This window comes from Actinophytocola sp., assembly GCF_049647105.1.
GTDB lineage: Bacteria > Actinomycetota > Actinomycetes > Mycobacteriales > Pseudonocardiaceae > Actinophytocola.
The window spans coordinates 43,985-68,151 of sequence record NZ_JBARWZ010000254.1 but is presented as its reverse complement, the minus strand read 5'-3'; the positions used below and the strand labels follow the sequence as shown (position 1 = coordinate 68,151).

Below are 24,167 nucleotides of genomic sequence, written 5' to 3'. Positions count from 1 at the left end.
CAGGCTGGGGACATGTCCAACCGTCTGCTGCGCGTCGCCCAGCGCGCGAACATCCCACCGTTCCACGTGATGGACGTACTGTCCGCTGCCAACGCCCGGCAGCGTGCGCGGGGGGACGTGGTGTCGCTGGCCGCCGGGCAACCGTCGGCCGCGGCACCACGCGCCGTTCTCGACAGGGCCGCCGAAGCCCTGCACGGTCCCCTCGGCTACACGGAACAACTGGGCATCCCCGAGCTGCGGGAGGCCATCGCCTGCCACTACGACCGGCGGTACGCGCTCGGCGTCGCGGGCTCGGACGTCGTCGCCACCACGGGCTCGTCGGGCGGGTTCCTCCTCGCGTTCCTCGCCGCGTTCGACGCGGGTGACCGGGTGGCGCTCGCGCGGCCCGGCTACCCGGCCTACCGCAACATCCTCACCGCGCTCGGCTGCGAGGTCGTCGAGCTGGCGTGCGGTGCCGGCACCCGGTTCCATCCCACGGTCGAGATGCTCGAGCAGGCGGGCCCGCTCGACGGGCTGGTCATCGCCTCGCCCGCCAACCCGACCGGCACCGTCCTGCCCGCCGGTGAGCTGGCCGCCATCGCGGGCTGGTGTGCCGACCGTGGCGTCCAGCTGGTGAGCGACGAGATCTACCACGGCATCGCGTACGGCGACGTGCCAACGGCGTCCGCGTGGCAGTTCTCCCGCGAGGCGATCGTGGTCAACTCGTTCTCGAAGTACTTCGCGATGACCGGCTGGCGGCTCGGCTGGCTACTGGTCCCGCAGCGCCTCATGCGCGCGGTCGACTGCCTGACCGGCAACTTCACCATCTGCCCGCCCGCGATCGCGCAGTACGCCGCGACCGCCGCGTTCCAGTACGGCGAACTGGACGCGCATGTCGCCGCCTACCGCGAGAACCGGGACCTCCTGGTCGCGGGCCTTGGCAGGATGGGCATCGACAGGGTGGCGCCCGCGGACGGCGCGTTCTACGCCTACGCGGACGTGTCCCACCTGACCACCGACACCATGGCGTGGTGCCAGCGTCTCCTCGCGGAGACAGGGCTCGCGATCGTGCCCGGCATCGACTTCGACCCCGAGCTTGGCGACCGCTTCATCCGGTTCTCGTTCGCGGGCCCGGCACAGGACATCGAGACCGGCCTGGACCGGCTGGGCAACTGGCTCGCACCCTGAACGTGAACCAGTGGAATTCCCTGATGCACCTGGGCAGCCGCGATGGTTGACTGGTGGAACCGCAGCGAAGCCACAGTCGTTGACCCGGTGAGTCCCCGGAGAGGAACCTCACATGCCGACCGTTCGTCATCACCACCACTACCACGTTGAGCCTGCCCGCGTCCCACTGTTGGTGAAGATCATCGGCGCGATCATCGTCATCTGGGTGGCGTTCGCGGTGATTGGTGCCGTGTTCAAGGTGCTGGGCTTCCTGCTCGTCGCCGCGGCGGTCGTCACCGTAGGTGCCATCGGTTACTCCGCGATCAAGGGCGGCTCCGACCGTAAGCGGATCCGCTAGGCGTGCAGCGTCGCGACCCTGGACAGCACCTCGGTGATGTCCTTGGTCGTGACGTCGCGGTGCGGGATGAGCCGCACCCGCCCGCCGGCCGGCACACCGAGCACGCCGACCTTCTTGAGCACGGCCAGCGTCGCGTCGGCGTCCGGCGTCGACACGAGCACGATGTTCGTCTCCGGCTCGTTGACCTCCCAGCCGATTTCCTTCAGGCCGGTGGCGAGCTTCGTGGCGTTGACGTGGTCGTTCGCGAGGTCCGGGATCCGCTCCAGCGCCATCAGCCCGCCCGCGGCCACGATCCCGCCCTGCCGGACCCCGCCGCCCAGCATCTTCCGGACGCGGCGTGCCTCCTGGACGAACGCCGACGTGCCGCCGACCAGCCCGCCCATCGGCGCCCCGAGGCCCTTGCTCAGGCAGACCTGCACGGTGTCGACGCCGACCGTCAGCGCGGCGGGCGGCACCGACAGCGCCACCGACGCGTGCCACAGCCGTGCCCCGTCCAGGTGCACGCGCAGCCCGACGTCCCGCGCGGTGGCGACCAGCTTCGCGTGCTCGTCCGGCGGAGTAACCGTGCCGCCGGCCGCGTTGTGCGTGTTCTCCAGACATAACAACGTGGTGCGCAGCATGTGGTACGGCGCGTTCCGCGCGGCCTGGCGCACCGTTTCGACCGGCAGGCGGCCCGGCCAGGCGCCCCAGTCGACCGCCTCGGGCATGCCGCCTGCGAGCCACGCGGGCGCACCCAGTTCGTCGTCCAGCACGTGTGCGCCTCGGGGCGCGATGAACCGGTCGCCTCTTCTCAGGTGGACCATCAGTGCGACGAGGTTGCCCATGGTCGCGCTCGGCACCCACAGCGTGGCCTCGATGCCGAGCAGGTCGGCCGCCCGCTCCTCCAAGGCCTGCATGGTGGGATCTCTGTCCAGCACGTCGTCGCCGACCTCGGCGCGCGCCATGGCGAGCCGCATCGGCTCGTCCGGTTGGGTGACAGCGTCTGAACGAAGGTCGATCTCCCGCACTTTGGTCACGATCTGATCACACCACACCGGCGTACGGGCATCCTCATTGGTGTCCCACACGTCTTGAGGGGTGGCGTACGTCACGACGGAGCCGTCGTGCAACCTTAGAGGCCACACCTTCCGTCCCCCGTATGCAGACGACGAGCAGAGAGAGTCCGCGTGGATCAACGCGACGAGCAGGATTTCGCGGAATACTTCGCGGCTCGGCGAGATGCCGTGCGCAGGTCCGCGTACCTGCTGTGCGGTGACTGGCACCGTGCGGACGATCTCGCGCAGACCGCGTTCGTCGCGCTGCACCGGCGATGGCGCAAGATCCGGGACCGTGGGGCCCTGGACGCCTACGTACGCAAGACGCTGGTGCGCGCGGTGATCGACGAGTCCCGCCGCCCCTGGCGACGGGAGCGGTTCGTCGAAGAGCTGCCGGAGACGCCGCAACGGGACGGCGAGATCGGCGACTCCGTGGCGACCCGGTCGGCGCTGCTCGACGGTCTGCGGGCGGTCCCGCCCCGGCAACGGGCGGTGCTCGTCCTGAGGTTTCTCGAGGGACTGGATGTCGCGGCCACGGCCGAGGCGCTCAAGTGCTCCGAGGGCACCGTGAAGAGCCAGACAGCCAGGGGGCTGACCGCGTTGCGTGCGGCCCTGGGAGACACGATCGATGACTTGCGGTCGGCGTCATGAGTACGCGGAGGAGGTGGCGGAGTGGACGAGAAGAAGCTTGCTGACCTGCTGAAAGACGCGGTGGCGGAGACCCCGCCGTCGACCTTCACGGTCTCTGACGTCGCCCAGGAGTCCGGCCGTCAGCGCGTCCGTCACCGGAACGGCGTACTCGCAGGTTCCGCCTTTGGTGTGGCCGTCCTCGCGGGCGCGACGGCACTCGGCGTGGCATTGTGGACAGGGCCGACCATGGGCGCTGGCGCAACAAATGCGGATAGTGCCACATCAGGCGGTAACGAAAACGCTGCTCCATACGAGTTACCAGTCGAGGGCAACAAAGAAGCCGCGCCAACAGAGCGTGGTGGTACTGAAGACTTCCCGCCGGAGACGCCCAAGCAGGGGGGCTCTTCGGATGGGAATGGCGGGCCTGCGGGGCCCGCCGGCACCCCTAGCGGGTGCGAACAGGTGGACCGGGAGCTCGCTGCTGCCCTCGCGGGCGAGCTCCCGGCCGCCGCCTCAATCAAGGTCGACGCCGCGATGCCGGTTTCTTTGAGCTGCCCGAAGGGCGCCACCGGTGCTGCTTTCGACCTTCCCGGCGGTCGCATCAGCGTTCTGCTTCTCCCCGGCAATGTGGTGCTGAGCGCGCAGGCGACCGATGGTGTGCAGGCCGACGCGCCTACTGACGACGGCCGCCAGGTGTTCTTGGTGAGTGAGCCCGTCAGCCCGGGCGGCGCTGCCCCATTCGGGTCGGACATCGAGCAGATCGCCCGCGAGCTGGGACAGCTTTACTAGGGTCCCCTCGCACGGCCGTACGATGCCCCGACAATGACAGCCGCGAGCACCCCCAAAGGTGAGCGGCGTCGCCAGGCACTGGTCGAGGCCGCGGCGGCGCTGCTGGTCGAGAGCGGCTTCGAAGGGCTGCGGCACCGTGCGGTCGCCGAACGTGCGGGACTTCCGCTCGCCTCCACGACCTACTACTTCGACTCGCTCGACGAACTGATCGCCGCCGCTGTCGAACACCATGGCCGCACCGAGCTGGAGCGCGGCCGCGCGCAGCTCGAGGCGCTGCCCGCCGAGCACCGCGATCTCGACTCCGTCGTCGACCTCGTGCTCGACCAGCTCCTCGGCCCTCCGGCAGGCAACCGCGACGCCGAGCTGGTGCTTCTCCGCTACGAACGCCTTGTCGCGACCGGCAGGCGGCCATATCTGCGTCCGCTCATGGGCACTCTCGGTGCCGAGCTGCGCGGTCTCCTGCAGGAGGTCCTCGACCGCTGCGGCAGCCCGGTCGACGACCGCCGCCTCGAGCAGCTGATCGCGCTGGTCGACGGTGCCGTGGTCAACGCGTTGATCGAGGTCGACCCCGACCCGAGGGCCGCCGCGCACCGCATGCTCCGGGACTCGCTGCGGACCTGATCGCGCCACCCGCCCGACGTCCCGCACGCTCGACCAGCTGCTGAAGCGTGACCGATTAAGCTGGCGAAACGTGACGTCCAAGCCGCGTATCCCCAACGTTCTCGCCGGCCGCTACGCCTCCGTGGCACTGGCCGAGCTGTGGTCACCCGAGCACAAGATCGTCCTGGAGCGCAGGCTGTGGCTCGCCGTGCTCAAAGCCCAGGCAGACCTCGGCATCGACGTCCCTGACGGGGTGATCGCCGACTACGAACGAGTGATCGACCAGGTCGACCTGGCGTCGATCGCGGCCCGCGAACGGGTGACCCTGCACGACGTCAAGGCCCGGATCGAGGAGTTCAACGCGCTCGCCGGCCATGAGCACGTGCACAAGGGCATGACGTCCCGCGACCTCACGGAGAACGTCGAGCAGCTACAGACCCGCCGGTCGCTTGAGCACATCCGGGACCGCGTGGTCGCGGTGCTCGCGCGGCTGGCGACGCTCGCGACCGAGCACAGCGAGCTGGTGGTGGCGGGCCGTTCGCACAACGTTGCCGCGCAGGCCACGACGCTGGGGAAGCGGTTCGCGTCCGCCGCGGACGAGCTGCTGGTGGCGTTCGAACGGCTCGACAGCCTGGTCGAGAGGTACCCGCTGCGTGGCATCCAGGGGCCGGTCGGGACCGCGCAGGACATGCTCGACCTGTTCGGCGGCGACACGTCGAAGCTCGACGCGCTGCAGCGCAAGATCGCCGGCTATCTGGGCTTCTCCCGGGTGTTCGACAGCGTCGGCCAGGTGTACCCGCGTTCGCTCGACTACGACGTGGTGTCCGCGCTGGTGCAGGTCGCGGCGGCGCCGTCGAGCCTCGCGAAGACCATCCGGCTGATGGTCGGCCACGAGCTGGCGACCGAGGGTTTCCTGCCCGGCCAGGTCGGCTCGTCCGCCATGCCGCACAAGATGAACCCCCGCTCGAGCGAACGCGTGAACGGCTTCGCGGTGATACTCCGCGGCTACGCGTCGATGGTCGGTGAGCTGGCAGGCGACCAGTGGAACGAGGGCGACGTGTCCTGTTCGGTGGTGCGCAGGGTGGCGCTGCCGGACGCGTTCTTCGCGCTGGACGGTCTGATCGAGACGTTCCTGACCGTCCTGGACTCGTTCGGTGCGTACCCGGCGGTGATCGCGCGCGAACTGGACCGCTACCTGCCGTTCCTCGCGACGACGAAGGTGCTGGTGGCGTCCGTGCGGGCCGGGGTCGGCCGCGAGACGGCGCACGAGGCGATCAAGGAGCACGCGGTCGCGGTGGCGCTCGCGATGCGGGAGCAGGGCATCGAGCGCAACGACCTGGTGGACCGCCTGGCGGCCGACGACCGGATCCCGCTCGACCGGCAGGCGCTGGACGCACTGCTGGCGGACCGGCTGCCGTTCACCGGCGTGGCCGGTGCGCAGGTGGCGGCGGTGGTGAAGCGGGTGTCGGACGTGGTGTCCCGCTACGGCGACGCGGCCAGGTACGTCCCCGGCGCGATCCTGTGAGGACTGTGATCGGTATGGACGACCGCACTGACGCGCGGCTTTCCCACGGCTAGTCTCGATACCGTGGCAACCGTCTCAGATCTCCTGCACTACCCGGTCAAGGGCTGCGCGGGCGCCCCGCTCACGCGGGCGCGGATCCTGCCGACCGGGATGGCGCACGACCGCACGTTCATGCTCGTCCGCGCCTCGGACGGGGTGTTCCGCAGCCAGCGCAGCACCCCGAAACTGTCCGTGATCCGGCCCGACGTGGCGGCGGATGGTGAGAAGCTGACGCTGTCCGCGCCGGACACGCAGTCGCTGGCTCTTGACGTCGCGAAGGACGGCAGGCGCTTGCCGGTCAGCGTGCACGGCGTCTGGGACGGCGAGGGCGTCGACCAGGGCGACGACGCGGCCGAGTGGGCGAGCTCCGTCGTGGGTGAGGAGTTACGTCTCGTACGCGTGTCACCGGACCACAACAGGTCCGTGGACGAACTGCACGGCGACATCACGTTCACCGACTCGACGCCGCTGCACCTGACGTCGCTGTCGTCGCTGGACGACCTGAACGCCCGCATCCTGGAGAAGGGCGCCGACCCGGTCCCGATGGCCAGGTTCCGCCCGAACATCGTGATCGCGGGCTGGGAGACGCCGTACACGGAGGACGACATCCGCGAGTTCAGCATCGGCACTGCCCGGCTGCGCTGGGTGAAGCCGGATGTCCGTTGCCAGGTCACCGTGGTCGACCAGCCGACCGGCGAACGAGCGGGCCCGGAACCGTTACGCACCCTGGCCGACTACCGCCGCGAACCGGACGGCGGCGTGAGCTTCGGCATCAAGGTGACGGTGACCAGCCCAGGCGAGATCGGGGTTGGCGACGAGATCACGGTGCACTGATCGGGGCTACCTCGCGAACAACAGCAGCACCGGATCCCCGGGCCTGCCACCGAAGTCGTTGGCAGCGGAGCCGCCGTTCACCGCCAGTGCGACCCGGCCACCCGAGTCGACGTACACGATGAGCCCTTCGTAGATGGCGTCCGCGAACGTGCGGCCGACGGTGGCCGTCACCGACCGCCCGTTGAGGTGAGCGTGCGCCGTGGTGCCTGCTGCGGCACCGCTCGCGTCGAGGTCGGCGCCGGTGGCGGCGAGCTGGATGTTGCCGAAGGTGTCGACGTACCGGATCTCGGTGGTGAGTTTTCCCGGCTCCACCGACGTTTCCGGTTCCGGCAGCCGCACGAGACCGGCCGTGTCGACGGCCGGGCCGAAGTTCTCGGGTGCCACCCCGGCGGCGAGGTGCGCGGCGGCGGGGGCGAACACGTCACGCCCGTGGAAGGTCGCCGACACCGTCGACAGCTGGTAGGCGGGGTTGACGAGTTCGTAGGCGGCCCGCACCCCGCCGAGCAGTTCGGCGGCGGGCACGAGCAAACCGTTGTCCGGCCCGACGAGCACACCTTCGGCGGCCACCACGACCACACCACGCCGGTCGGTCCCCACGCCGGGGTCGACCACCGCGAAGTGCACGGCCGACGGCAGGTACGACACCGCCTGGGCGAGGATCGCGGCGCCCCGCCGGACATCCTGCGGTGGCACCGTGTGACTGATGTGGATGACCCGTGGCCGGGGCGAGATCCGCGCGACGACCCCTTCGCAGACACCGACGAATCCGTCATCGATTCCGTAGTCGGTCGTGAACGAGATCCAGTCGTAGCTCATCGCCAAACAATGGCACGCACTTGCGCGGCGTAGGAATTCCGGGTGAATCGGCGCTCTGTTCGGTGGCATGTCACCTTGATGTCAGTGCGAAGTCATCGACGCATGGCCTCATGAGAGCGTGACCGCTCAACTGATGGTGTCGCTGTCCGGGATCAACGCGTGGACCCTGGAGCGCAGTGCCGACCTGAGCGACGAGCTGGCGTCCCGGGGCGTGCCGCTCTCGATGCTGTTCGCCCCGAAGATCGCGGGCGCGGACCAGCCGGGGCCGGTGGTCGACTGGGTGCGCGGGCAACAAGCAGCGGGCAACGCGCTACTCCAACATGGCTACGACCACACGGCCGACCTCACGACCCGCACCATTCGCCGCCGAGCCGAGTTCGCATCACTGCCTGCCCACGAGGCCGGACTCCGCCTGACCGCCGCGGCCGCCACCATGGAACGCCTCGGCCTGACCACGGACGCCTTCGTGCCCCCACGCTGGGTGGCGTCCCCAGGAACGCTGCTTGCGTTGCGCCACAAGGGTTTCGCGCTGTGCGCGGACTTGATGGGCATCCGTGTGCTGCGTACGGATCATGTCCACAGAGGACGCGTGCAGGGCTTCGGCTTCGGCGAGCGGACCGAACCGTGGTGGTGCTTCGCCCTGGTGATGGGTGCGTCCCACGCGGCACGCCGAGGCAGGCCGATCCGCCTGGCGGTCGACACCACCAACCTGGCCCGCTCCGGGCCCCGGCAGGCCCTGCTGGACGCGATCGACATCGCGCTCCACCACGACGCGACCCCACTCACGTACCCGGCGTTGCTGACGCACCGGCAGGCCCGCGCCGCATAGGCGGCTGGCCTCCGGCCCCCTCGAACCACGCTACGGCAGAGGACCGACAGTTCCGTGCCGCGGAGACGCGCTCCTGTGGATAACCGGCCGCCCTGTGGACAACCCCGCCGCTCGGCGCGGGAAGTGTCGGTGCCTGCCCGTACGCTGGTCAACGGGGGGCCGGAGGCCAATCTCCTGGCGAACATGCGTTCGATCCACAGTGTTGTCCACAGCTGTGGACAACCTCAGATCGCGGTCAGCTCAGTCCTCGGCAGCTGGCGGAAGTCCGCGTCCGGCGCCAGGTTGGCGATCCAGCCCCGTTGTCCCCGGAAGCCCAGTTCCGACAGCAGCGCCTCATGGATCGGCACCGCCACCCTCGGACCCACCGCACGCAGGAAGTCGATCACCTCGCCGGTCTTCAGCCACGGGGCCGACATCGGCAGCCCCAGCACGTCGATCCGCTGATCGGGCACGAACAGCGAGTCGCCGGGGTGGTAGAAGGCACCGTCGTCGATGACGTACCCCACGTTCGCCGGCATCGGCAGGTCCTCGTGGATGGTCGCGTGGCGGCCGCCCACCGCCGTGACCGAGGTGCCGCCGACGGAGAGGGTGTCGCCGGGCCGCGCCACCGACGTCGGCGTCAGGCCCAGCTTCTCCAGTGCCGCCGCCGAGTCCTCATCGGACACCAGCGCGGCGTCCGGGTTGGCCTTGACCAGCGCGGGCAGCCGTGCACCGTCGAGATGGTCCGGGTGCTGGTGCGTGATCAGGATGGCGTCGAGGTCGGTGACCGCCTCGAAGCCGTCCGAGTACGTGCCTGGGTCGAAGAGCAGTCGTGCCGAGTCGGTCGATACCAGCACGCACGAGTGCCCGAAGTGAGCGATCCGCACACCGCCAGGCTAGCGAACTGGGCGTCGCGGTGCCCGCTACCGGCGGGTAGCGTAGGCGGCGGAACGCGACCAGGGAGGCTCGGGATGACCGCCGTGCAAGCGAAGCAGGACACCTTCGACTCGCTCAACCCCGCGACTGACGAGGTGGTCGGCACCTACCCGATCAACACCGAGGACGACGTCGCCGCCGCGGTCGCCAGGGCGCGTGACGCCGCGGCATGGTGGGCCGGCCTTGGCTTCAAGGGGCGCGCCGAGCTTCTCCAGCGCTGGAAGGGCGTCATCACCCGCCGGGCCGCGCAGCTCGCGGAGGTCGTGCACGCCGAGACGGGCAAGCCGCACGCCGACGCCATGCTCGAGATCGTGCTCGCGATCGACCACACGGCGTGGGCCGCGAAGCACGCGTCCAAGGTGCTCGGTCGCAAGAGCAGGCCTGCCGGTCTGCTGATGTCCAACCACGCGGCGTCGGTCGAGTTCCAGCCGCTCGGGGTGGTCGGCGTGATCGGCCCGTGGAACTACCCGGTGTTCACCCCGATGGGGTCCATCGCCTACGCGCTTTCCTCGGGCAACGCGGTCGTGTTCAAGCCCAGCGAGTACACGCCGGGCGTCGGCAAGTGGCTGGCCGACACGTTCGCCGAGGTCGTGCCGGAGCGGCCGGTGTTCCAGCTGATCACGGGCTTCGGCGAGACGGGCGCCGCGCTGTGCCGGTCCGGTGTGGACAAGCTCGCGTTCACCGGTTCGCCAGGCACCGGCAAGAAGATCATGGCCGCGTGCGCGGAGACGCTGACGCCGGTGCTCATCGAAGCGGGTGGCAAGGACGCGCTGCTGGTGGACACGGACGCGGACCTCGACGCGGCGGCCGACGCCGCGGTGTGGGGCGGCATGTCGAACGCTGGTCAGACGTGCGTCGGCGTCGAGCGGGTCTACGTGCACGAACGGGTGTACGACGACTTCGTCGCGAAGGTCGTGAAGATCGCCAAGGAGGTGCGGGCGGGCGACGACCCGGAGGCGAAGATCGGCCCGATCACCATGCCGGGCCAGCTGGAGATCATCCAGCGGCACATCCAGGACGCGCTCTCCCGCGGCGGCCGCGCGCTGGTCGGCGGCAACGAGGCGGTCGGTGAGAAGTTCGTGCAGCCGACGGTGCTGGTCGACGTGCCGGAGGACTCGGTGGCGGTGCGCGAGGAGACCTTCGGCCCGACGCTGACGATCGCGAAGGTCGCCGACATGGACGAGGCGATCGCGAAGGCCAACGACTCGAAGTACGGCCTGGCGTCCACCGTGTTCTCGAAGCGTCGCGGCATGGAGCTGGCTGCGCGGCTGCGGTCGGGCATGACGGCGGTGAACAGCGTGATCAGCTTCGCGGGCATCCCGTCACTGCCGTTCGGCGGCATCGGCGAGTCGGGCTTCGGACGCATCCACGGACCGGAGGGCCTGAAGGAGTTCGCCCGCCCGAAGGCCATCGCACGGCAGCGATTCAAGGTGCCGCTGGTGCTGACGACGTTCAACCGCACAGCGAAGACGGACGCGACGGTCACGAAACTGATCACGCTGCTGCACGGCAAGCGCCGCTGAGGGGGGGGCCGCGGCCCCCCAATCACCAGCGTAGGCGGAAGGACCGACGTTTCCCGTCGCGGCGACGGTGGTTGTCCACAGCCATGCCAGTTGTCCACAGATCGGGCCCACGACGGTGATCGTGGGCCGGGTGCGCCGCGCCCGACCCGGTTGCAGACGGCGAGGACTTGCGGGCGGGCTGGCCTCCGGCCCCCGGTTTCCAGCCTACGGCAGGCGGACGACAGTTCCCCAGAGTTGTCCACAGGTGTGGACAACTCTGGGGATGAATCGAACAGTCGTTCTCAACGGGTCGATTTGACCAGGTCCGCGGCCTTCTCCGCGATCATGACCGTGGGGGCGTTCGTGTTGCCCCGGGGGACGGTCGGCATCACCGACGCGTCAACTACGCGCAGGCCTTCGATGTCGTGGACCTTCAGGTCCGCGTCGACGACCGTGCCGATCGCGCAGGTGCCCACCGGGTGGTACAGCGTCTGCGTGACCGTTCTGATGTGGTCGCGCAACTCGTCTTCCGTCGGGTCCGCGGTCGCCGGCATGAACGGGCCGTCCAGGTACCTCGCCAGTGGGCTCGCGTCCGCGATCTCCCGCAGTGTGGTCATCGCCGCGAGCATGGCGTCGAAGTCCGTCGGGTCGTCGTAGTACGCCGGGTCGATCAGGGGGCGCCACCGTGGGTTCGCCGAGCGCAGCCGCAGCCGTCCCCGGGAGGCCACGTCCACGAGGGTCGCCCCCACCGTGATGCCAGGGACCGTCGGTTCCCGCAGGCCGTTGTCGTAGAAGAGGGTCGGGGCGACATGTACCTGCATGTCCGGGGCGGCCAGGCCGTCCCGGGTGTGGAAGAACGCACCCGCCTCACCGACGTTCGACGCGAAGGGGCCTCGGCCCGTCGCCTGCCAGCGCAGCATGCGGGCCGGTGTCGCCAGGTTGATCAGGTCGGTCGTGCCCCTGGTGCGCCACAGCAGTGCGGCCGCCGGGTGGTCGTGCAGGTTGTCTCCCACGCCAGGGAGGTTCGCGACGACCTCGATGTCCAGCTCGCGCAGGTGTTCGGCCGGGCCAACACCGGACAGCATCAACAGTTGCGGCGAGCCGACCGCGCCGCCGCACAGCAGGATCTCGGTGGACGCGCCCACCTCGAGCTCCTCGCCGTGGCGGGAGTAGGAGACCGCCGTCGCGCGGGTGCCGTCGAAGACGATGCGGTTGACCAGCGCGTGCGTGCGCACAGTCAGGTTCGACCGGCTCATCGCCGGGCGCAGGTACGCGTCCGCCGTGGACCAGCGGCGGCCGTTGCGGCACGTCACCTGGTACAGGCCCGCGCCTTCCTGCGACTCGCCGTTGAAGTCGTCCGTCGGCTTCATGCCCCACGTGACCGCCGAGTCGACCCACGCGTGTGACAGCTCGTGCGTGTACCTCCGGTCCTCGACGTGCAGTGGACCGTCGACGCCGTGGTACGGGCCGGCCAGCCTGGTGTTGTGCTCGGCACGCTTGAAGTACGGCAGCACCTCGTCGTACCGCCAGCCCGATGGCCACGCGTCGTAGTCCGCGCGGTTGCCTCGGATGTAGATCATCGCGTTCATCGACGAGCAGCCGCCCAGCATCTTCGCGCGCGGCCAGTACGCGGAGCGGTCGCCGAGGTTCTTCTGCTCGACCGTCTCGTAGTTCCAGTCGTACTTCGTCTTGAACAGCGCCGAGAACGCGACCGGCATGTGCACCTCGTCGGCGTCGTCCTCACCGCCAGCCTCGAGGAGCAGCACCCTGGCCGCCTCGTTCTCACTCAGCCGGTTCGCGAGCACACACCCCGCGGTACCGGCACCGACCACCACGTAGTCGAAGATCTCGGCCATCCCCCGACCCTGCCATCTTCGCTACAGCTTCGCGAGCAGAACCGTCTCGTCTTCTGTGGACAGGCCCGCCTTGCGCTCGCGGTGCAGGCCCAGCTCCCGCTCCCTGGCCAGCGCGTCCAGCACCGCGTCCGCGAACGACGTGATCTTCAGTCCTGCCTCGATCGACGGCGCCGGGTCGTGCGTCTTCACGCCCTCGTAGCCCGACGGTAGCCACAGCGGCAGCGACTTCGGGCCGCTCCACGGGTTCACGCCCGCCGCCGCCAGCCAGTCGGGTGACGCCTTCACGAGCTCGCCGTCGAAGCCGGTCACCGACGCGATCTCCTCGATCATCTCGATCGTGGGCCGGTGCGGGCCGACTGCGTCGTAGGTGCCCGCCGTGCCCCGCTCACCCGCGTCGACGATCCATCTGGCGAAGTCCTTCACGTCGATGATCTGGATCGGCGACGTGGTGTCCGGCACCAGCACCCGGCCGCCCCGCGCGAACCGGCCCGGCCAGTAACCGAACCGGTCACTGCGGTCCCACGATCCGGTGATCAGTCCAGGTCGGACCACGAACGCACGGTCACCCAGCGCGTCGCGCACCGCGTTCTCGCTCGCGACCTTGATGCCGCCGTAGAGCAGCACGCCGTCCTCGCCGCGGGCCATCATCTCGTCGCGGGTCGCGTGCTCCTCGATCGCCGGGACGAGCGGGCCGGTCGCGGGTGTCTGGCCGAGGGTCTCGTTGTCCGCGTACACGTTGATCGTCGACACGAAAGTCCAGTGACCAGCCCGGTCACCGAGCGCGGCCAGCGCCCGCGACACCCACGGGTGTGACAGCGGTGACACGTCCACCACCGCGTCGAAGGCCTCGCCCGCGAGCGGCGCGAGGCCGTCCTCGGTGTCCCGGTCGACCTTCACCAACCTCGCCCCGTCCGGGACCGCGCCGGACTCGCCCCGCGCCGCGCACACCACGTCGTGCCCCCGCGCCAGCCCCTCGGCCGCGACGGCGTGGCCGACGAAGATCGTTCCTCCCAGCACCAGAATCCTCATGCCGCCACCCTGTCCCGACGACGAGGCGGGCCGCCAGTCATCTCGCGCTGGGCGAACTACCGGCAGCCGCCGCGGCACACCGTGCGAGGAGGCGTTTCGCCTGCTGGCGTCGTGGGGCGCCGACGCGCCCGACAGGGTGAACCCGCAGCTCAGGTAGTCTCGCGGCGTACCAGACACCCCTCGAATTGGGAGCTGCCTGTCGTGGCCCGAGTCGTCGTCGACGTCATGCCCAAGCCCGAGATCCTCGACCCACAGGGTCAGGCCGTGGCCAATGCCCTGCCCCGCCTCGGCTTCACCGGAATCTCCGATGTCCGCCAGGGCAAGCACTTCGAGCTGGAAGTCGACGACAACGTCGACGACGAGACGCTCGCCAAGATCGCCGTCGGTTTCCTCTCGAACCCGGTGATCGAGGACTTCGTGATCCGCAGGACACCGTCGTGAGTCGTATCGGGGTCATCACCTTCCCCGGCACGCTGGACGACACCGACGCGGCGCGTGCCGTGCGTTACGCGGGCGGTGAGCCCGTCGCGCTCTGGCACGGCGACGCGGACCTGCGCGGTGTGGACGCGGTGATCGTCCCCGGCGGGTTCTCCTACGGCGACTACCTGCGGGCCGGCGCCATCGCCCGGTTCGCGCCGGTGATGGGCGAGGTCGTCGCGGCCGCCCGAGGCGGCATGCCGGTGCTCGGCATCTGCAACGGCTTCCAGATCCTGTGCGAGGCCGGGCTCCTGCCGGGTGCGCTGTCGCGCAACGCGGGCCTGCACTTCGTGTGCCGCGACCAGAAGCTGCGCGTCGAGCGGACCTCGACGGAGTGGACGTCCGGCTACGAGACCGGCGCCGAGATCGTCGTACCGGTCAAGAACATGGACGGCCGGTTCGCGGCCGCCAAGGCCACCGTGGACGAACTGGAGGGTGAGGGCCGGGTCGTGTTCCGCTACCTGGACGTCAACCCGAACGGCTCGCTCGGCGACATCGCCGGGATCTCCTCGGCGGACGGCCGGATCGTCGGCCTCATGCCGCATCCCGAGCACGCGATCGACGCGCTGACCGGGCCGGGAGACGACGGCCTCGCCATGTTCCGTTCGGTCCTGGGGACGGTGCTCGCATGACCACCACCGCACACGTCGACTCCGTCGACCACGCCACGTCCACTCCGGACACGCCGCAGCCGTACCGCGAGCTGGGGCTGAAGGACGACGAGTACACCCGGATCCGGGAGATCCTGGGCCGCCGCCCCACCGACGCCGAGCTGGCCATGTACTCGGTGATGTGGTCCGAGCACTGCTCGTACAAGTCGTCGAAGGTGCACCTCAGGTACTTCGGCGAGACCACGACCGAACAGATGCGCGAGAAGATGCTCGCGGGCATCGGCGAGAACGCCGGTGTGGTCGACATCGGCGACGGCTGGGCCATCACGTTCAAGGTCGAGTCGCACAACCACCCGTCCTATGTGGAGCCGTACCAGGGCGCGGCGACCGGTGTCGGCGGCATCGTGCGCGACATCCTCGCGATGGGCGCGCGGCCCCTGGCCGTGATGGACCCGCTGCGCTTCGGTGCCGCGGACGCGCAGGACACCCGCCGCGTGCTGCCCGGTGTGGTCGCCGGTGTCGGCGGCTACGGCAACTGCCTCGGCCTGCCCAACATCGGCGGCGAGGTCGTGTTCGACCAGTCGTACCAAGGAAACCCGCTCGTCAACGCGCTGTGCGTGGGTTCGATGCGGGTCGAGGACCTGCATCTCGCGCACGCCTCCGGGACGGGCAACAAGGTGATCCTGTTCGGTGCGCGGACCGGCCTCGACGGCATCGGCGGCGTTTCCGTGCTGGCGTCGGACACGTTCGCGGGCGACGAGGGCGGTAGCGGGCGCAAGAAGCTGCCCAGCGTGCAGGTCGGCGACCCGTTCACGGAGAAGGTGCTGATCGAGTGCTGCCTGGAGTTGTTCGGCGAGGGCATCGTCGTCGGCATCCAGGACCTCGGTGGTGCCGGGCTGTCGTGCGCGACCTCGGAGCTGGCCTCCGCCGGTGACGGCGGCATGCACGTGTACCTCGAGCGCGTTCCCTTGCGTGCCACGGGAATGACACCCGCCGAGATCCTGTCGTCCGAGTCGCAGGAACGCATGTGCGCGGTGGTCCGTCCGTCCGATGTGGACGCGTTCATGCGCGTGTGCCGCAAGTGGGACGTCATCGCGACGGAGATCGGCGAGGTCACCGATGGCGACCGGCTGGTGATCACCTGGCACGGCGAGACCGTCGTCGACGTCCCGCCACGCACAGTCGCGCACGAGGGCCCGGTGTACGAACGCCCGGTGTCGCGCCCGTCGTTCCAGGACGATGTCGTCGTCGCGGTGCCGGACTCACTCGCCCGTCCGTCCACTTCGGACGAACTGCGGGCGGAGATCCTGCGCATGGCCGGTTCGCCGAACCTGTCGTCGCGGCGGTGGGTGACCGAGCAGTACGACCGGTACGTCCGCGGCGGCACCGTGCTCGCGCAGCCGTCGGACTCGGGGATGATCCGCATCGACGAGGCGACCGGCCGCGGCGTCGCGATCTCCTGTGACTGCAACGGCCGCTACACCTATCTGGACCCGTACGCGGGGGCGCAGCTCGCACTGGCGGAGGCGTACCGGAACGTCGCGGTGTCCGGCGCCCGGCCGGTGGCGGTGACGAACTGCCTCAACTTCGGCTCGCCGGAGGACCCGGGGGTGATGTGGCAGTTCCAGCAGGCCGTGCGCGGTCTGGCGGATGGCTGCGTGAAGCTGGGCATCCCGGTGACCGGCGGCAACGTCAGCTTCTACAACCAGACCGGCACCACGGCGATCCTGCCGACGCCGGTCGTCGGTGTCCTCGGCGTGATCGACGACGTCGCCACCCGGATCCCGACCGGTCTCGGCAACCCGGGCGACACACTGGTCCTGCTCGGCGAGACCCGCGACGAACTCGGCGGTTCGGAGTGGGCACACGTCGTGCACGGCCACCTGGGCGGGCGACCCCCGGCCGTGAACCTCGGCCGTGAAGCCGCGATCGCCTCGGTCTTGCGCGATGGTGGGATCTCGGCCGCCCACGACCTGTCCGAGGGTGGCCTCGCACAGGCCTTGGTGGAGTCGACCCTGGTCACGGGCCGCGGCTGCGACGTCGAGCTGACCGGCGACCCGTTCGTCGCGCTGTTCAGTGAGTCGTCGGCGCGGGTGCTGGTGTCGGTGCCGGACACCGACGCGTTCACCGCACGCTGCGACGAGGCTGGCCTGCCGTGGCAGCGGCTCGGCGCGGTGTCGGAGACGTCCTCGCTGCGCATCGAGGGCATCGGCGAGCTGTCGCTGACGGAGCTGGCGGAAGTCTGGGAGGGCACGCTGCCCGCCCTGTTCGGTTAGGGCCTGTCCGATGGATCTTGGTGCGAGGTCTGGGGCTGATCAACGGTGACCTCAGGGGAACGTGACGGCACCAAGCACTAACCGCCTGCGGTCCGCGGCTGTCGCTGGGTCGGGACCAGCACTTTCAATGCCGGGGAGGCGGGCAGTCGGCCACTTCGGGGAGCCGGTTGGTGGGGCAGGTCAGGTACCAGCTGGCCACCCACCCCCGGTTCCCGCCGGGCGCGTCGACGTACACCCACCACGAGTTCCTGCCGACCAGCTGCCCCTTGCTCTGGCACACGGGGTAGAGGTTGTCACCGGGTTCGAGCCCGGCGAGGACGTCTGGGCAGTTCCCGGTGCCCGGGGTGTCGTCGCAGGCCGAGGGGCCGGACCGCAGCCGCACCCCGGACTCGCGCACCGTGTACGACCCTGGCACGTAGACCGACCCGTCGGTGGGCTTGCACCCGGACACCACCGTGAGGAGCACCAGAGCCCCCGCTAACGCCCCACCCCGCATTGCCGACCTCCCGCAACACTGCGAAACCTCGATCAGGTGATCGCTGAGTCACCCACATGCGTGACGCACTGTCAATGTTGCCGCCCGAACGGGCAGGTCACGGCCTTGCGGTGGGGACCAGGCGACCTGCCGGGTCCTGCTGCCAGCCAGGGGGCGGGGTCAGCGGGCCGCTGAACTCCGTGTGGGAGAAGTCCATCTCCTGGTCGAAGACCGTGTTCTCGAACGACGTCTCGCCGAGGAACTTGGCGTTGTCGAACCGCGTGGCCCGGTGGAACACCGTCTGCTCGAAGCTCACATTGGCGTGCGTGCTGACCTGCTTGAACCACGCGAGGTCGTGGAACTCCACGTGGTGGACCCACAGGTTGCCCCAGCTCTGGGTCGCGGTGAACCATGCCGGGCCGCGGATTTCGCAGTGGTGGAACGAGTTCGACTGATACAGCTTCATGGCCCGCGCGCTGAGCCTGCCGATGATCCGGTACGACAGGTCGCAGTACTCGAGCGTGGCGCCGGTCAGGTCGAGGTCGTACGCGGGGGCGTCGGGGGTGTCCACCTTCGGCAGCAGGTCGGCCAGCAAGCGTTGTGCCGTAAGGCGAACCACGCGCCACCGGTCCGCCTCGGCCGGATCCAGGTCACGTTCGAGCTTGTCGCCGCGGGCGTCGGAGTACTCGTTGTGTTCGAACGGGCGGCGCAGGTACGAGCAGATCACGTCGAGGACGTCCTGCGTGTAGGCCGGGCGGGCGCGGGCCACCCCCGCGAGCGCGTGCAGGGCGCCGACGCGAACCTGGTCCGCGTCGTGGCCCAGCAGTTCCACCGCTTTGAGGAAACGATCGTCCGCCGCGCGTTCGCGTTCGTGGGCCGCGCGGGCGTGCTCCAGTGTCTGCCGGGCCGTTTCGAGTTGCTGGCGTTGCTCGTCGACGCGGCGTCTGCGGTCGTTGAGCCACAACGCGTACAGCGCGACCACAGCGCCCGCTGCGAGGCCGCCCGTCTTCACCGCGTCCGCTCGCGACGCGGTGGGCAGCAGCCAGCCGGTGACCAGAGCGAGCGCGCCGAACGCCAGCAGCATCGTCGCGACCAGCCGCGACGACTTCGCGAACACGACGATGCCGCCGATGATCGCCACAGACCCGACTATGAGGAGTGTGACGGTCACCGGCGGCATCCGTTCCTAGGCGCGGAGGATCAGGAGGCGAAGAAGGTGTAGATGCACCACTTGCCTTTCTCAAGGAACGCGCTCGTGCGGCCCGTCGCCGGGGCGCCCGCGAGCGTGCCCTTGAGGTCGGCGCCAACGTAGGCGTCGTCCGCGGTCGTGCCACTCGGGTCCATCTCCAGTGCTGAGCCCTGCGTCGCGGCCTCGGTGATGTCCGACTGGCTGGTGCTGTCCGAGCATGACATGGCCGCCGCGCCCGCGCCGTCGCCGCCGTTCATCTTGTCCAGGAAGGTCTGCACGAACTTCTCGCCATCGGTGTCGCCGGTCGGGGCGTCTGTCGGCTCGGCCGTCTCGGAATCCTCCGCGGTGGGAGTCTCGGCGCTGGCGCTGTCGTCATCGCCGGTCGCGGTGCCCGCCTTGATGTCGTGCCAGCACCAGTCGCCGCCGTCCTTCTTGATGGTGACGGTGTCGTCTTCCTGCTTGCCCTCGTAGGTGATCGTGACGATGAACTCGATCTCGTCGTCGGACTCGTTCTTGACGTCGCCGAGCTTCGCGTTGTCGGTGCTGTCGATGGCGTCGATCGCGGAGTCCACTGTGTCCGTCGCATCGGAACACGCGAGCGATCGCAGTTCCGACTTGTTCTGCTCGTCGGCGGCCGTGACGAGCTTGTCCATGAACTCCTCGGCGCCGGTGTCCTTCTTCTCCGACGTCGTCTCGCCGGAGCCCGCGTTGTTGCCACCCTTGTCGTCGGACAGGAAGAAGCCGGGTGCGACGAAGCCGGTGATGCCGAGACCACCGAGCAGGAGCACGACGATCGCCACGATCGCGATGATGGGGCCGGTCTTGCTCTTCTGCGGTCCCGGCGGTCCGCCGAGGCCTCCGTACTGCTGGTAGCCGCCGCCGTACTGCGCGTTCGGGTCGTAGCCGCCGTACTGCCCGCTCGGCTGCTGCTGCGCGTTCGGGTCGTAGCCGCCGTACTGTCCACTCGGCTGCTGCTGCGGGTACCCGCCGCCGTACTGCGGCTGCTGCGGTCCCTGCTGTCCGTAGGGATCCGGCTGCTGGCCGTAAGGTCCTTGCGGTGGGTAAGTCATTGTCCCTCCCGGATCACGGTCTTCACGGGTCCGACGTGGTCACGGGGGTACTCGTTCCCTCAACTCACGCGATTCACGCGGAGCTTAAATGTACGAAGGGGACCCTCGCTCCACGTGGTGGAGGAAGGTCCCCTTCTGAGACGGAACAGACGGATCAGTCGTGGTTCGTCGCGAACACCTGCAGGCGGCTGTAGTCACCGTTGAAGGAGTTCTGGTCGATCGGCGAGGAGCTGTACTGCCACACCGTGTAGACACTCCAGCCGACCGGCAGCGTGCCGACCGACGACGCGTACCGCGCGACCCACAGCGGGTTGGTCGAGCCGAAGCTCGCGCCGACACACTGGTTCCACCAGCTGGTGGACGTGTAGATCGCCGGGTACTTGTTCCACCGCGCCTTGTAGGTGTCGCTGAAGTCGCGGATCCAGTTGGTCATGGCCGCTTTGGACAACCCGTAACAGGTTGCGCCGTAAGGGTTGTACTCCATGTCCAGTGCGCCGGGCAGCGTCTTGCCGTCGCCGGACCAGCCGCCGCCGTTGTTGGAGAAGTACGTCGCCTGTGCGGAGCCGGAGGACCGGTCCGGGAGCGCGAAGTGGTACGAGCCGCGGATGAAGCCCTGGTTGTAGGAACCGCCGTACTGCTGGTTGAAGTACGGGTTCTTGTAGCCGGTGCCTTCGGTCGCCTTGACCCACACGAACCGCCTGCCCGCGTTCCACTGGGCGGGCCAGTCCACGTTGCCCTGGTGGCCGCTCACGTCGATGCCCGCCACCGAGGCCTGGGCCCCGACGTCGGCCGGCACGCCGCGTGGCATCTGCGCGATGCCTTCGTGCTTGCGGATCTGGGACCCCATCTCGTGGTCCTGGGTCCGGATCATCTCGTCGACAGCCGCCTGGTCGCCTGCAGGGGTGGCAACCGGGTCGGCTTGCGCGGGACTGGCCAGCCCCGCGAGTAGCACTGTGGTGGTGACCGCAACGGCGGCGCTCAGCAAGCCCCGACGTCTCCCACGCCACACGATGTTCATGGGAAGCCCTTTCTCAATCGCCCTCGCGAATGGCAGCACCCGGGCAGGAGCTGCCAAGACACAGATTGTGGGCGCTCAGTACCGTTTTGTCACGTCGTCTGGTGAATTAGTAACGGTCTGTTAGGTAACGTTTGGTGCATGAGTGAGCACGGAAAATCACGATCCGCGACCGGGCCGGATTCCGGTTCCACCGCTGTGACCAGTGCGAACGGCTCACACGTGAGCATGGACGGAGTGTGTGCCCGGTCGTATCCTGACCCCTGCCACGCAGGCGGGTGCGTGAGTGAACTCTGCCGGAAGGTGTGAACGGTGGCAGGCCCGAAAGGCTCACGGCGTGACGCATTCGGCACCGCGTGGGTCGACGTGCTCGCGGCGACCGGGTATGTCTCGACCGGGCGCGTCGACCTCCGCGCACGGCTCGGCGAGCTCGCCGACGTGCTCACCTCGGCACTGGCCGAGGAGCGGTTCGACCCGGCACCCGCCGAACAGGTCGGTGAGGCACTCGTCGGGCTGCGGTTCTTCGCCGCGGAGTCGCTCGCGGGCACGATCGAGCTGATCGGCACGCGGCTCTCGTGCGACGACCCAGGCCGGATGTCGCAGGTCCAGGCCGCCGTGACCGCCGGGTTCGTGCGGGCCGTCCAGTCGCGGATCTTCAGCGAGCAGGAGTCGCTGCGCCGCTCCGCGCTCGAGGCCAGGGACGGTGCGGAGAGCGCGCGGCGGGCCAGCGAGGCCCGGTTCCGCGCCATGTTCACCTCCGCCGCCATCGGCATCGGCATCACCGACACCCACGGCAGGCTGCTCGAGGTCAACAACGCGATGGCGAACATGCTCGGCTACCGGCCCGAGCAGCTGCTCGACCTGAACCTCGTCGACTTCCTGCACCCGGACGACCCGCCCGAGCTGCGCAGGTACTTCAACGAGATGGTGGTGGGCGAGTGCGACCACTACCGGATCGAACGCCGCTTCCGCAAACGCGACGGCACGCCCCTGTGGACGAACGTGACCGTGTCGCTCGTGCGGGACGACGATGGCATGCCGCAGTACCTCGTCGGGATGGTCGAGGACAACACCGAGCGGCACCAGCTGTCCGAGAAGCTGCGGCACCAAGCCAACCACGACCACCTCACCGGGCTCGGCAACCGGGCCCTGTTCACCGAGCGGCTGCACGCGGCGTTCGGCGGGTCGCTCGGGCAACGGGTGGGGCTCTGCTACCTCGATCTCGACGGGTTCAAGGCCGTCAACGACACCCTCGGCCACGTGGTCGGCGACCTGCTGCTCGTCGAGGTCGGCAGACGGCTCGACTCGCTGGTGTCGGCGCCGGGGAGGCTGGTGGCGCGAATGGGCGGCGACGAGTTCGTCGTGCTGATCGAGCACGCCCAAGGCATGGACGAGCTGGAAGACGTGGCAGAGCGGATCCTCGCGGCGATCGCCGCACCCGTACAGGTTGGCGGGCACCGCCTGACGGTGTCGGCGAGCATCGGCCTCGTCGAGCGGTCGGTGTTCGACGCGTCGCCCTCGGAGACCATGCGGGACGCGGACGTGACGCTGCACTGGGCGAAGGTCGACGGCAAGAACCGGTGGGCGGCCTACGATCCGGAGCGCAACGCGCGCGAGATCGCGCGGATCACGCTGTCCAACGCGATGCCCGCGGCGCTGGAACGCGAGGAGTTCTACGTCGACTACCAGCCGATCGTCTCGCTGGTAGACGGGACACTGCTCGGGGTCGAAGCGCTGGTCCGGTGGGCACACCCGACGTCCGGCAGGCTCGGGCCGGACCAGTTCATCGGGCTCGCGGAGGAGACCGGCCTGATCGTGCCGCTCGGTCTGTGGGTGCTGGAGACCGCGTGCAAGCAGGCGATGAAGTGGCGTGACGCCGACCGGACGCCGTTCGTGAGCGTGAACCTGGCGGCCAGGCAGGTGGCCGAGCCGGACCTGGTCACGGCCGTCTCGGCGATCATCGAGCGGGTGGGGATCCCGCCGTCGTGGCTGCAGCTGGAGCTGACCGAGAGCGCGATCATGGGCACGACCGGCGAGCCGCTGTCCGCGCTGCGGCGGCTGGTCGACATGGGCGTGCGCATCGCGATCGACGACTTCGGCACCGGGTACTCGAACCTGGCGTACCTGCGGCACCTGCCGGTGCACGCGCTCAAGATCGCCGGGTCCTTTGTGGAAGGGCTGCGGGCCGGGGCGGCGGAGTCGGTCGACGCACGGATCGTGACGGCGCTGGTGTCGCTCGCGCACACGCTGAACCTGACCGTGATCGCGGAGGGTGTGGAGACCTGCGAGCAGGCACAGCTGCTGCAGCACATCGGCGCGGACTCGGCGCAGGGCTGGCTGTACGCGAAACCGGGCCCACCGGAGGACGTCGAAACCTGGCTGACGTGAGGCCGTGGCCTCCGGCCCCCTCGAACCACGCTACTGGAAGGCACCGACAGAACCGGGCCGAGCGCGGTCGCATGTGGACAACCACGCCACCTGTGGACAACCCGCGCTCGTGCGGCCGTCGTTGTCGGTGCCCTGCCGTAGCGTGGTGCCCGGGGGCCGGAGGCCGAACCGGCGTCGTGAACGCGCGGGCTACGCGAGTGCTGCCGCGGGAAGCAGTGCGGTGATCGGGCCGATCGGGTTGATCACCAGTGGGTGGTCGCCGAGCCGGGGGGCCAGGTCGCGGCCCTGGACCTCGCGCCAGCCTGGCCACGCGGCCGGGACGTTGGCGGCCGACGTGCAGGCGGGCACCATGATCCGGCCGGTCCGGTCGGGGAACGCGGTCACCGCGTGGTCGTCCGGGCCGGACGCGTACACCAGCAGCCGGGACCCGAGCACCGCGCCCGGCAGTTCCGACTCCTCCCGGTGACCGGTCGTGATCCACTGCAGCAGCCGTTCCAGGTCGCTTGCCGGGGCAGGCATCCGCAGGGCGGTCGGCGACGGGCGGTACTCCGTGTTGCGCCGGAACTCCGGGTCGATCCCACCGCCGCCGTCCACGCGGTACGCGCCGACCACGCCCCACGGCGGCACATCGGCACCGGCATCGAAGGCCGGGTCGATGACGTACAGCCAGGTGTTGGGATTGGCCATCGCGCTGGCACGCATCCGAGGGGTGATCTCGGGTGACGGGGTCTCCGGCATCAACCCATCGTAGGTCGGTACGTTGC

At 69.5% G+C, this 24,167-nt stretch carries 23 protein-coding genes; 13 read left to right on the top strand and 10 right to left on the bottom strand.

Translation table 11 applies throughout. The features are described from left to right. Nucleotides 1–12 precede the first annotated feature (12 nt). Both WBA97_RS29855 and WBA97_RS29850 read left to right on the top strand, forming a co-directional pair. Complete coding sequence (locus tag WBA97_RS29855) at nt 13–1,167, top strand: pyridoxal phosphate-dependent aminotransferase (protein ID WP_424234288.1); 1,155 nt, start codon at nt 13–15, stop codon at nt 1,165–1,167. Nucleotides 1,168–1,279: 112 nt separating this feature from the next. Then, nucleotides 1,280–1,504: a hypothetical protein gene (locus WBA97_RS29850; protein WP_424234287.1), complete on the top strand. Its 225-nt coding sequence runs from the start codon at nt 1,280–1,282 to the stop codon at nt 1,502–1,504. Here the strand turns inward: WBA97_RS29850 and WBA97_RS29845 are convergent. Further along, nucleotides 1,501–2,520: a threonine aldolase family protein gene (locus WBA97_RS29845; protein WP_424234286.1), complete on the bottom strand. Its 1,020-nt coding sequence runs from the start codon at nt 2,518–2,520 to the stop codon at nt 1,501–1,503. The two genes, WBA97_RS29850 and WBA97_RS29845, sit on opposite strands and share 4 nt — an antisense overlap. Before the next feature lie 150 nt (nt 2,521–2,670). Between WBA97_RS29845 and WBA97_RS29840 the strand changes: the two genes are divergently transcribed. The 5 genes from WBA97_RS29840 (at nt 2,671) to WBA97_RS29820 (ending at nt 6,955) form a co-directional block, all read left to right on the top strand. Beyond that, nucleotides 2,671–3,189, top strand: a complete 519-nt coding sequence (locus WBA97_RS29840; protein WP_424234285.1) for a SigE family RNA polymerase sigma factor — start codon at nt 2,671–2,673, stop codon at nt 3,187–3,189. Between the two features lie 21 nt (nt 3,190–3,210). Then, entirely contained in the window at nt 3,211–3,957 is a 747-nt protein-coding gene (locus WBA97_RS29835; RefSeq protein ID WP_424234284.1) for a hypothetical protein, read from the top strand. Nucleotides 3,958–3,990: 33 nt separating this feature from the next. After that, nucleotides 3,991–4,578, top strand: coding sequence for a TetR/AcrR family transcriptional regulator (locus WBA97_RS29830; RefSeq protein ID WP_424234283.1), 588 nt, complete (start codon nt 3,991–3,993; stop codon nt 4,576–4,578). Between the two features lie 70 nt (nt 4,579–4,648). After that, nucleotides 4,649–6,082: an adenylosuccinate lyase gene (gene purB, locus WBA97_RS29825; RefSeq protein ID WP_424234282.1), complete on the top strand. Its 1,434-nt coding sequence runs from the start codon at nt 4,649–4,651 to the stop codon at nt 6,080–6,082. A 63-nt stretch (nt 6,083–6,145) separates the two neighbouring features. Continuing rightward, nucleotides 6,146–6,955 (top strand): MOSC domain-containing protein, encoded by an 810-nt coding sequence (locus WBA97_RS29820; protein WP_424234281.1) that lies wholly within the window; start codon nt 6,146–6,148, stop codon nt 6,953–6,955. 6 nt (nt 6,956–6,961) lie between these two features. Here the strand turns inward: WBA97_RS29820 and WBA97_RS29815 are convergent, their stop codons facing one another. Then, on the bottom strand, nt 6,962–7,771 hold the full coding sequence (locus WBA97_RS29815) for an SAM hydrolase/SAM-dependent halogenase family protein (RefSeq protein ID WP_424234280.1): 810 nt from the start codon (nt 7,769–7,771) through the stop codon (nt 6,962–6,964). A 118-nt stretch (nt 7,772–7,889) separates the two neighbouring features. Between WBA97_RS29815 and WBA97_RS29810 the strand changes: the two genes are divergently transcribed. Then, on the top strand, nt 7,890–8,600 hold the full coding sequence (locus WBA97_RS29810) for a DUF2334 domain-containing protein (RefSeq protein WP_424234279.1): 711 nt from the start codon (nt 7,890–7,892) through the stop codon (nt 8,598–8,600). Between the two features lie 224 nt (nt 8,601–8,824). Here the strand turns inward: WBA97_RS29810 and WBA97_RS29805 are convergent, their stop codons facing one another. Continuing rightward, nucleotides 8,825–9,466: an MBL fold metallo-hydrolase gene (locus WBA97_RS29805; RefSeq protein WP_424234278.1), complete on the bottom strand. Its 642-nt coding sequence runs from the start codon at nt 9,464–9,466 to the stop codon at nt 8,825–8,827. An 84-nt stretch (nt 9,467–9,550) separates the two neighbouring features. Here WBA97_RS29805 and WBA97_RS29800 point away from each other — a divergent pair, with 84 nt between their 5' ends. After that, nucleotides 9,551–11,038 (top strand): aldehyde dehydrogenase family protein, encoded by a 1,488-nt coding sequence (locus WBA97_RS29800; RefSeq protein ID WP_424234277.1) that lies wholly within the window; start codon nt 9,551–9,553, stop codon nt 11,036–11,038. Between the two features lie 281 nt (nt 11,039–11,319). On the opposite strand, the gene WBA97_RS29795 is transcribed toward WBA97_RS29800, so the two are convergent. Further along, nucleotides 11,320–12,873: a GMC family oxidoreductase gene (locus tag WBA97_RS29795; RefSeq protein WP_424234276.1), complete on the bottom strand. Its 1,554-nt coding sequence runs from the start codon at nt 12,871–12,873 to the stop codon at nt 11,320–11,322. Nucleotides 12,874–12,894: 21 nt separating this feature from the next. Continuing rightward, entirely contained in the window at nt 12,895–13,902 is a 1,008-nt protein-coding gene (locus tag WBA97_RS29790) for an NAD-dependent epimerase/dehydratase family protein (RefSeq protein WP_424234275.1), read from the bottom strand. A gap of 201 nt (nt 13,903–14,103) precedes the next feature. On the opposite strand from WBA97_RS29790, the gene purS reads away from it, so the two are divergent. The 3 genes from purS to purL are packed head-to-tail and all read left to right on the top strand — an operon-like array spanning nt 14,104 to nt 17,266. Further along, on the top strand, nt 14,104–14,343 hold the full coding sequence (gene purS / locus WBA97_RS29785) for a phosphoribosylformylglycinamidine synthase subunit PurS (RefSeq protein ID WP_424234274.1): 240 nt from the start codon (nt 14,104–14,106) through the stop codon (nt 14,341–14,343). Beyond that, a complete protein-coding gene (purQ, locus tag WBA97_RS29780; RefSeq protein ID WP_424234273.1) occupies nt 14,340–15,011 on the top strand; it encodes a phosphoribosylformylglycinamidine synthase subunit PurQ in 672 nt (223 codons plus the stop codon). The genes purS and purQ overlap by 4 nt, the downstream gene beginning before the upstream one ends. Continuing rightward, nucleotides 15,008–17,266 (top strand): phosphoribosylformylglycinamidine synthase subunit PurL, encoded by a 2,259-nt coding sequence (gene purL, locus WBA97_RS29775; protein WP_424234272.1) that lies wholly within the window; start codon nt 15,008–15,010, stop codon nt 17,264–17,266. The genes purQ and purL overlap by 4 nt, the downstream gene beginning before the upstream one ends. 124 nt (nt 17,267–17,390) lie before the next feature. Here the strand turns inward: purL and WBA97_RS29770 are convergent, their stop codons facing one another. The 4 genes from WBA97_RS29770 to WBA97_RS29755 all read right to left on the bottom strand — a co-directional run bounded on the left by WBA97_RS29770 (nt 17,391) and on the right by WBA97_RS29755 (nt 21,018). Next, nucleotides 17,391–17,732 (bottom strand): hypothetical protein, encoded by a 342-nt coding sequence (locus WBA97_RS29770; protein ID WP_424234271.1) that lies wholly within the window; start codon nt 17,730–17,732, stop codon nt 17,391–17,393. Between the two features lie 127 nt (nt 17,733–17,859). After that, nucleotides 17,860–18,912 (bottom strand): pentapeptide repeat-containing protein, encoded by a 1,053-nt coding sequence (locus WBA97_RS29765; protein ID WP_424234270.1) that lies wholly within the window; start codon nt 18,910–18,912, stop codon nt 17,860–17,862. Between the two features lie 29 nt (nt 18,913–18,941). After that, nucleotides 18,942–20,000: a hypothetical protein gene (locus WBA97_RS29760; RefSeq protein ID WP_424234269.1), complete on the bottom strand. Its 1,059-nt coding sequence runs from the start codon at nt 19,998–20,000 to the stop codon at nt 18,942–18,944. Nucleotides 20,001–20,154: 154 nt separating this feature from the next. After that, complete coding sequence (locus tag WBA97_RS29755) at nt 20,155–21,018, bottom strand: lysozyme (RefSeq protein WP_424234268.1); 864 nt, start codon at nt 21,016–21,018, stop codon at nt 20,155–20,157. A gap of 309 nt (nt 21,019–21,327) precedes the next feature. Between WBA97_RS29755 and WBA97_RS29750 the strand changes: the two genes are divergently transcribed. After that, nucleotides 21,328–23,403 carry a putative bifunctional diguanylate cyclase/phosphodiesterase gene (locus tag WBA97_RS29750; RefSeq protein WP_424234267.1) on the top strand — a complete coding sequence of 692 codons (2,076 nt, stop codon included), beginning with the start codon at nt 21,328–21,330 and terminating at the stop codon, nt 23,401–23,403. Nucleotides 23,404–23,592: 189 nt separating this feature from the next. On the opposite strand, the gene WBA97_RS29745 is transcribed toward WBA97_RS29750, so the two are convergent. Next, nucleotides 23,593–24,141 (bottom strand): type VII secretion system-associated protein, encoded by a 549-nt coding sequence (locus WBA97_RS29745; RefSeq protein ID WP_424234266.1) that lies wholly within the window; start codon nt 24,139–24,141, stop codon nt 23,593–23,595. Between the last annotated feature and the right edge of the window lie 26 nt (nt 24,142–24,167).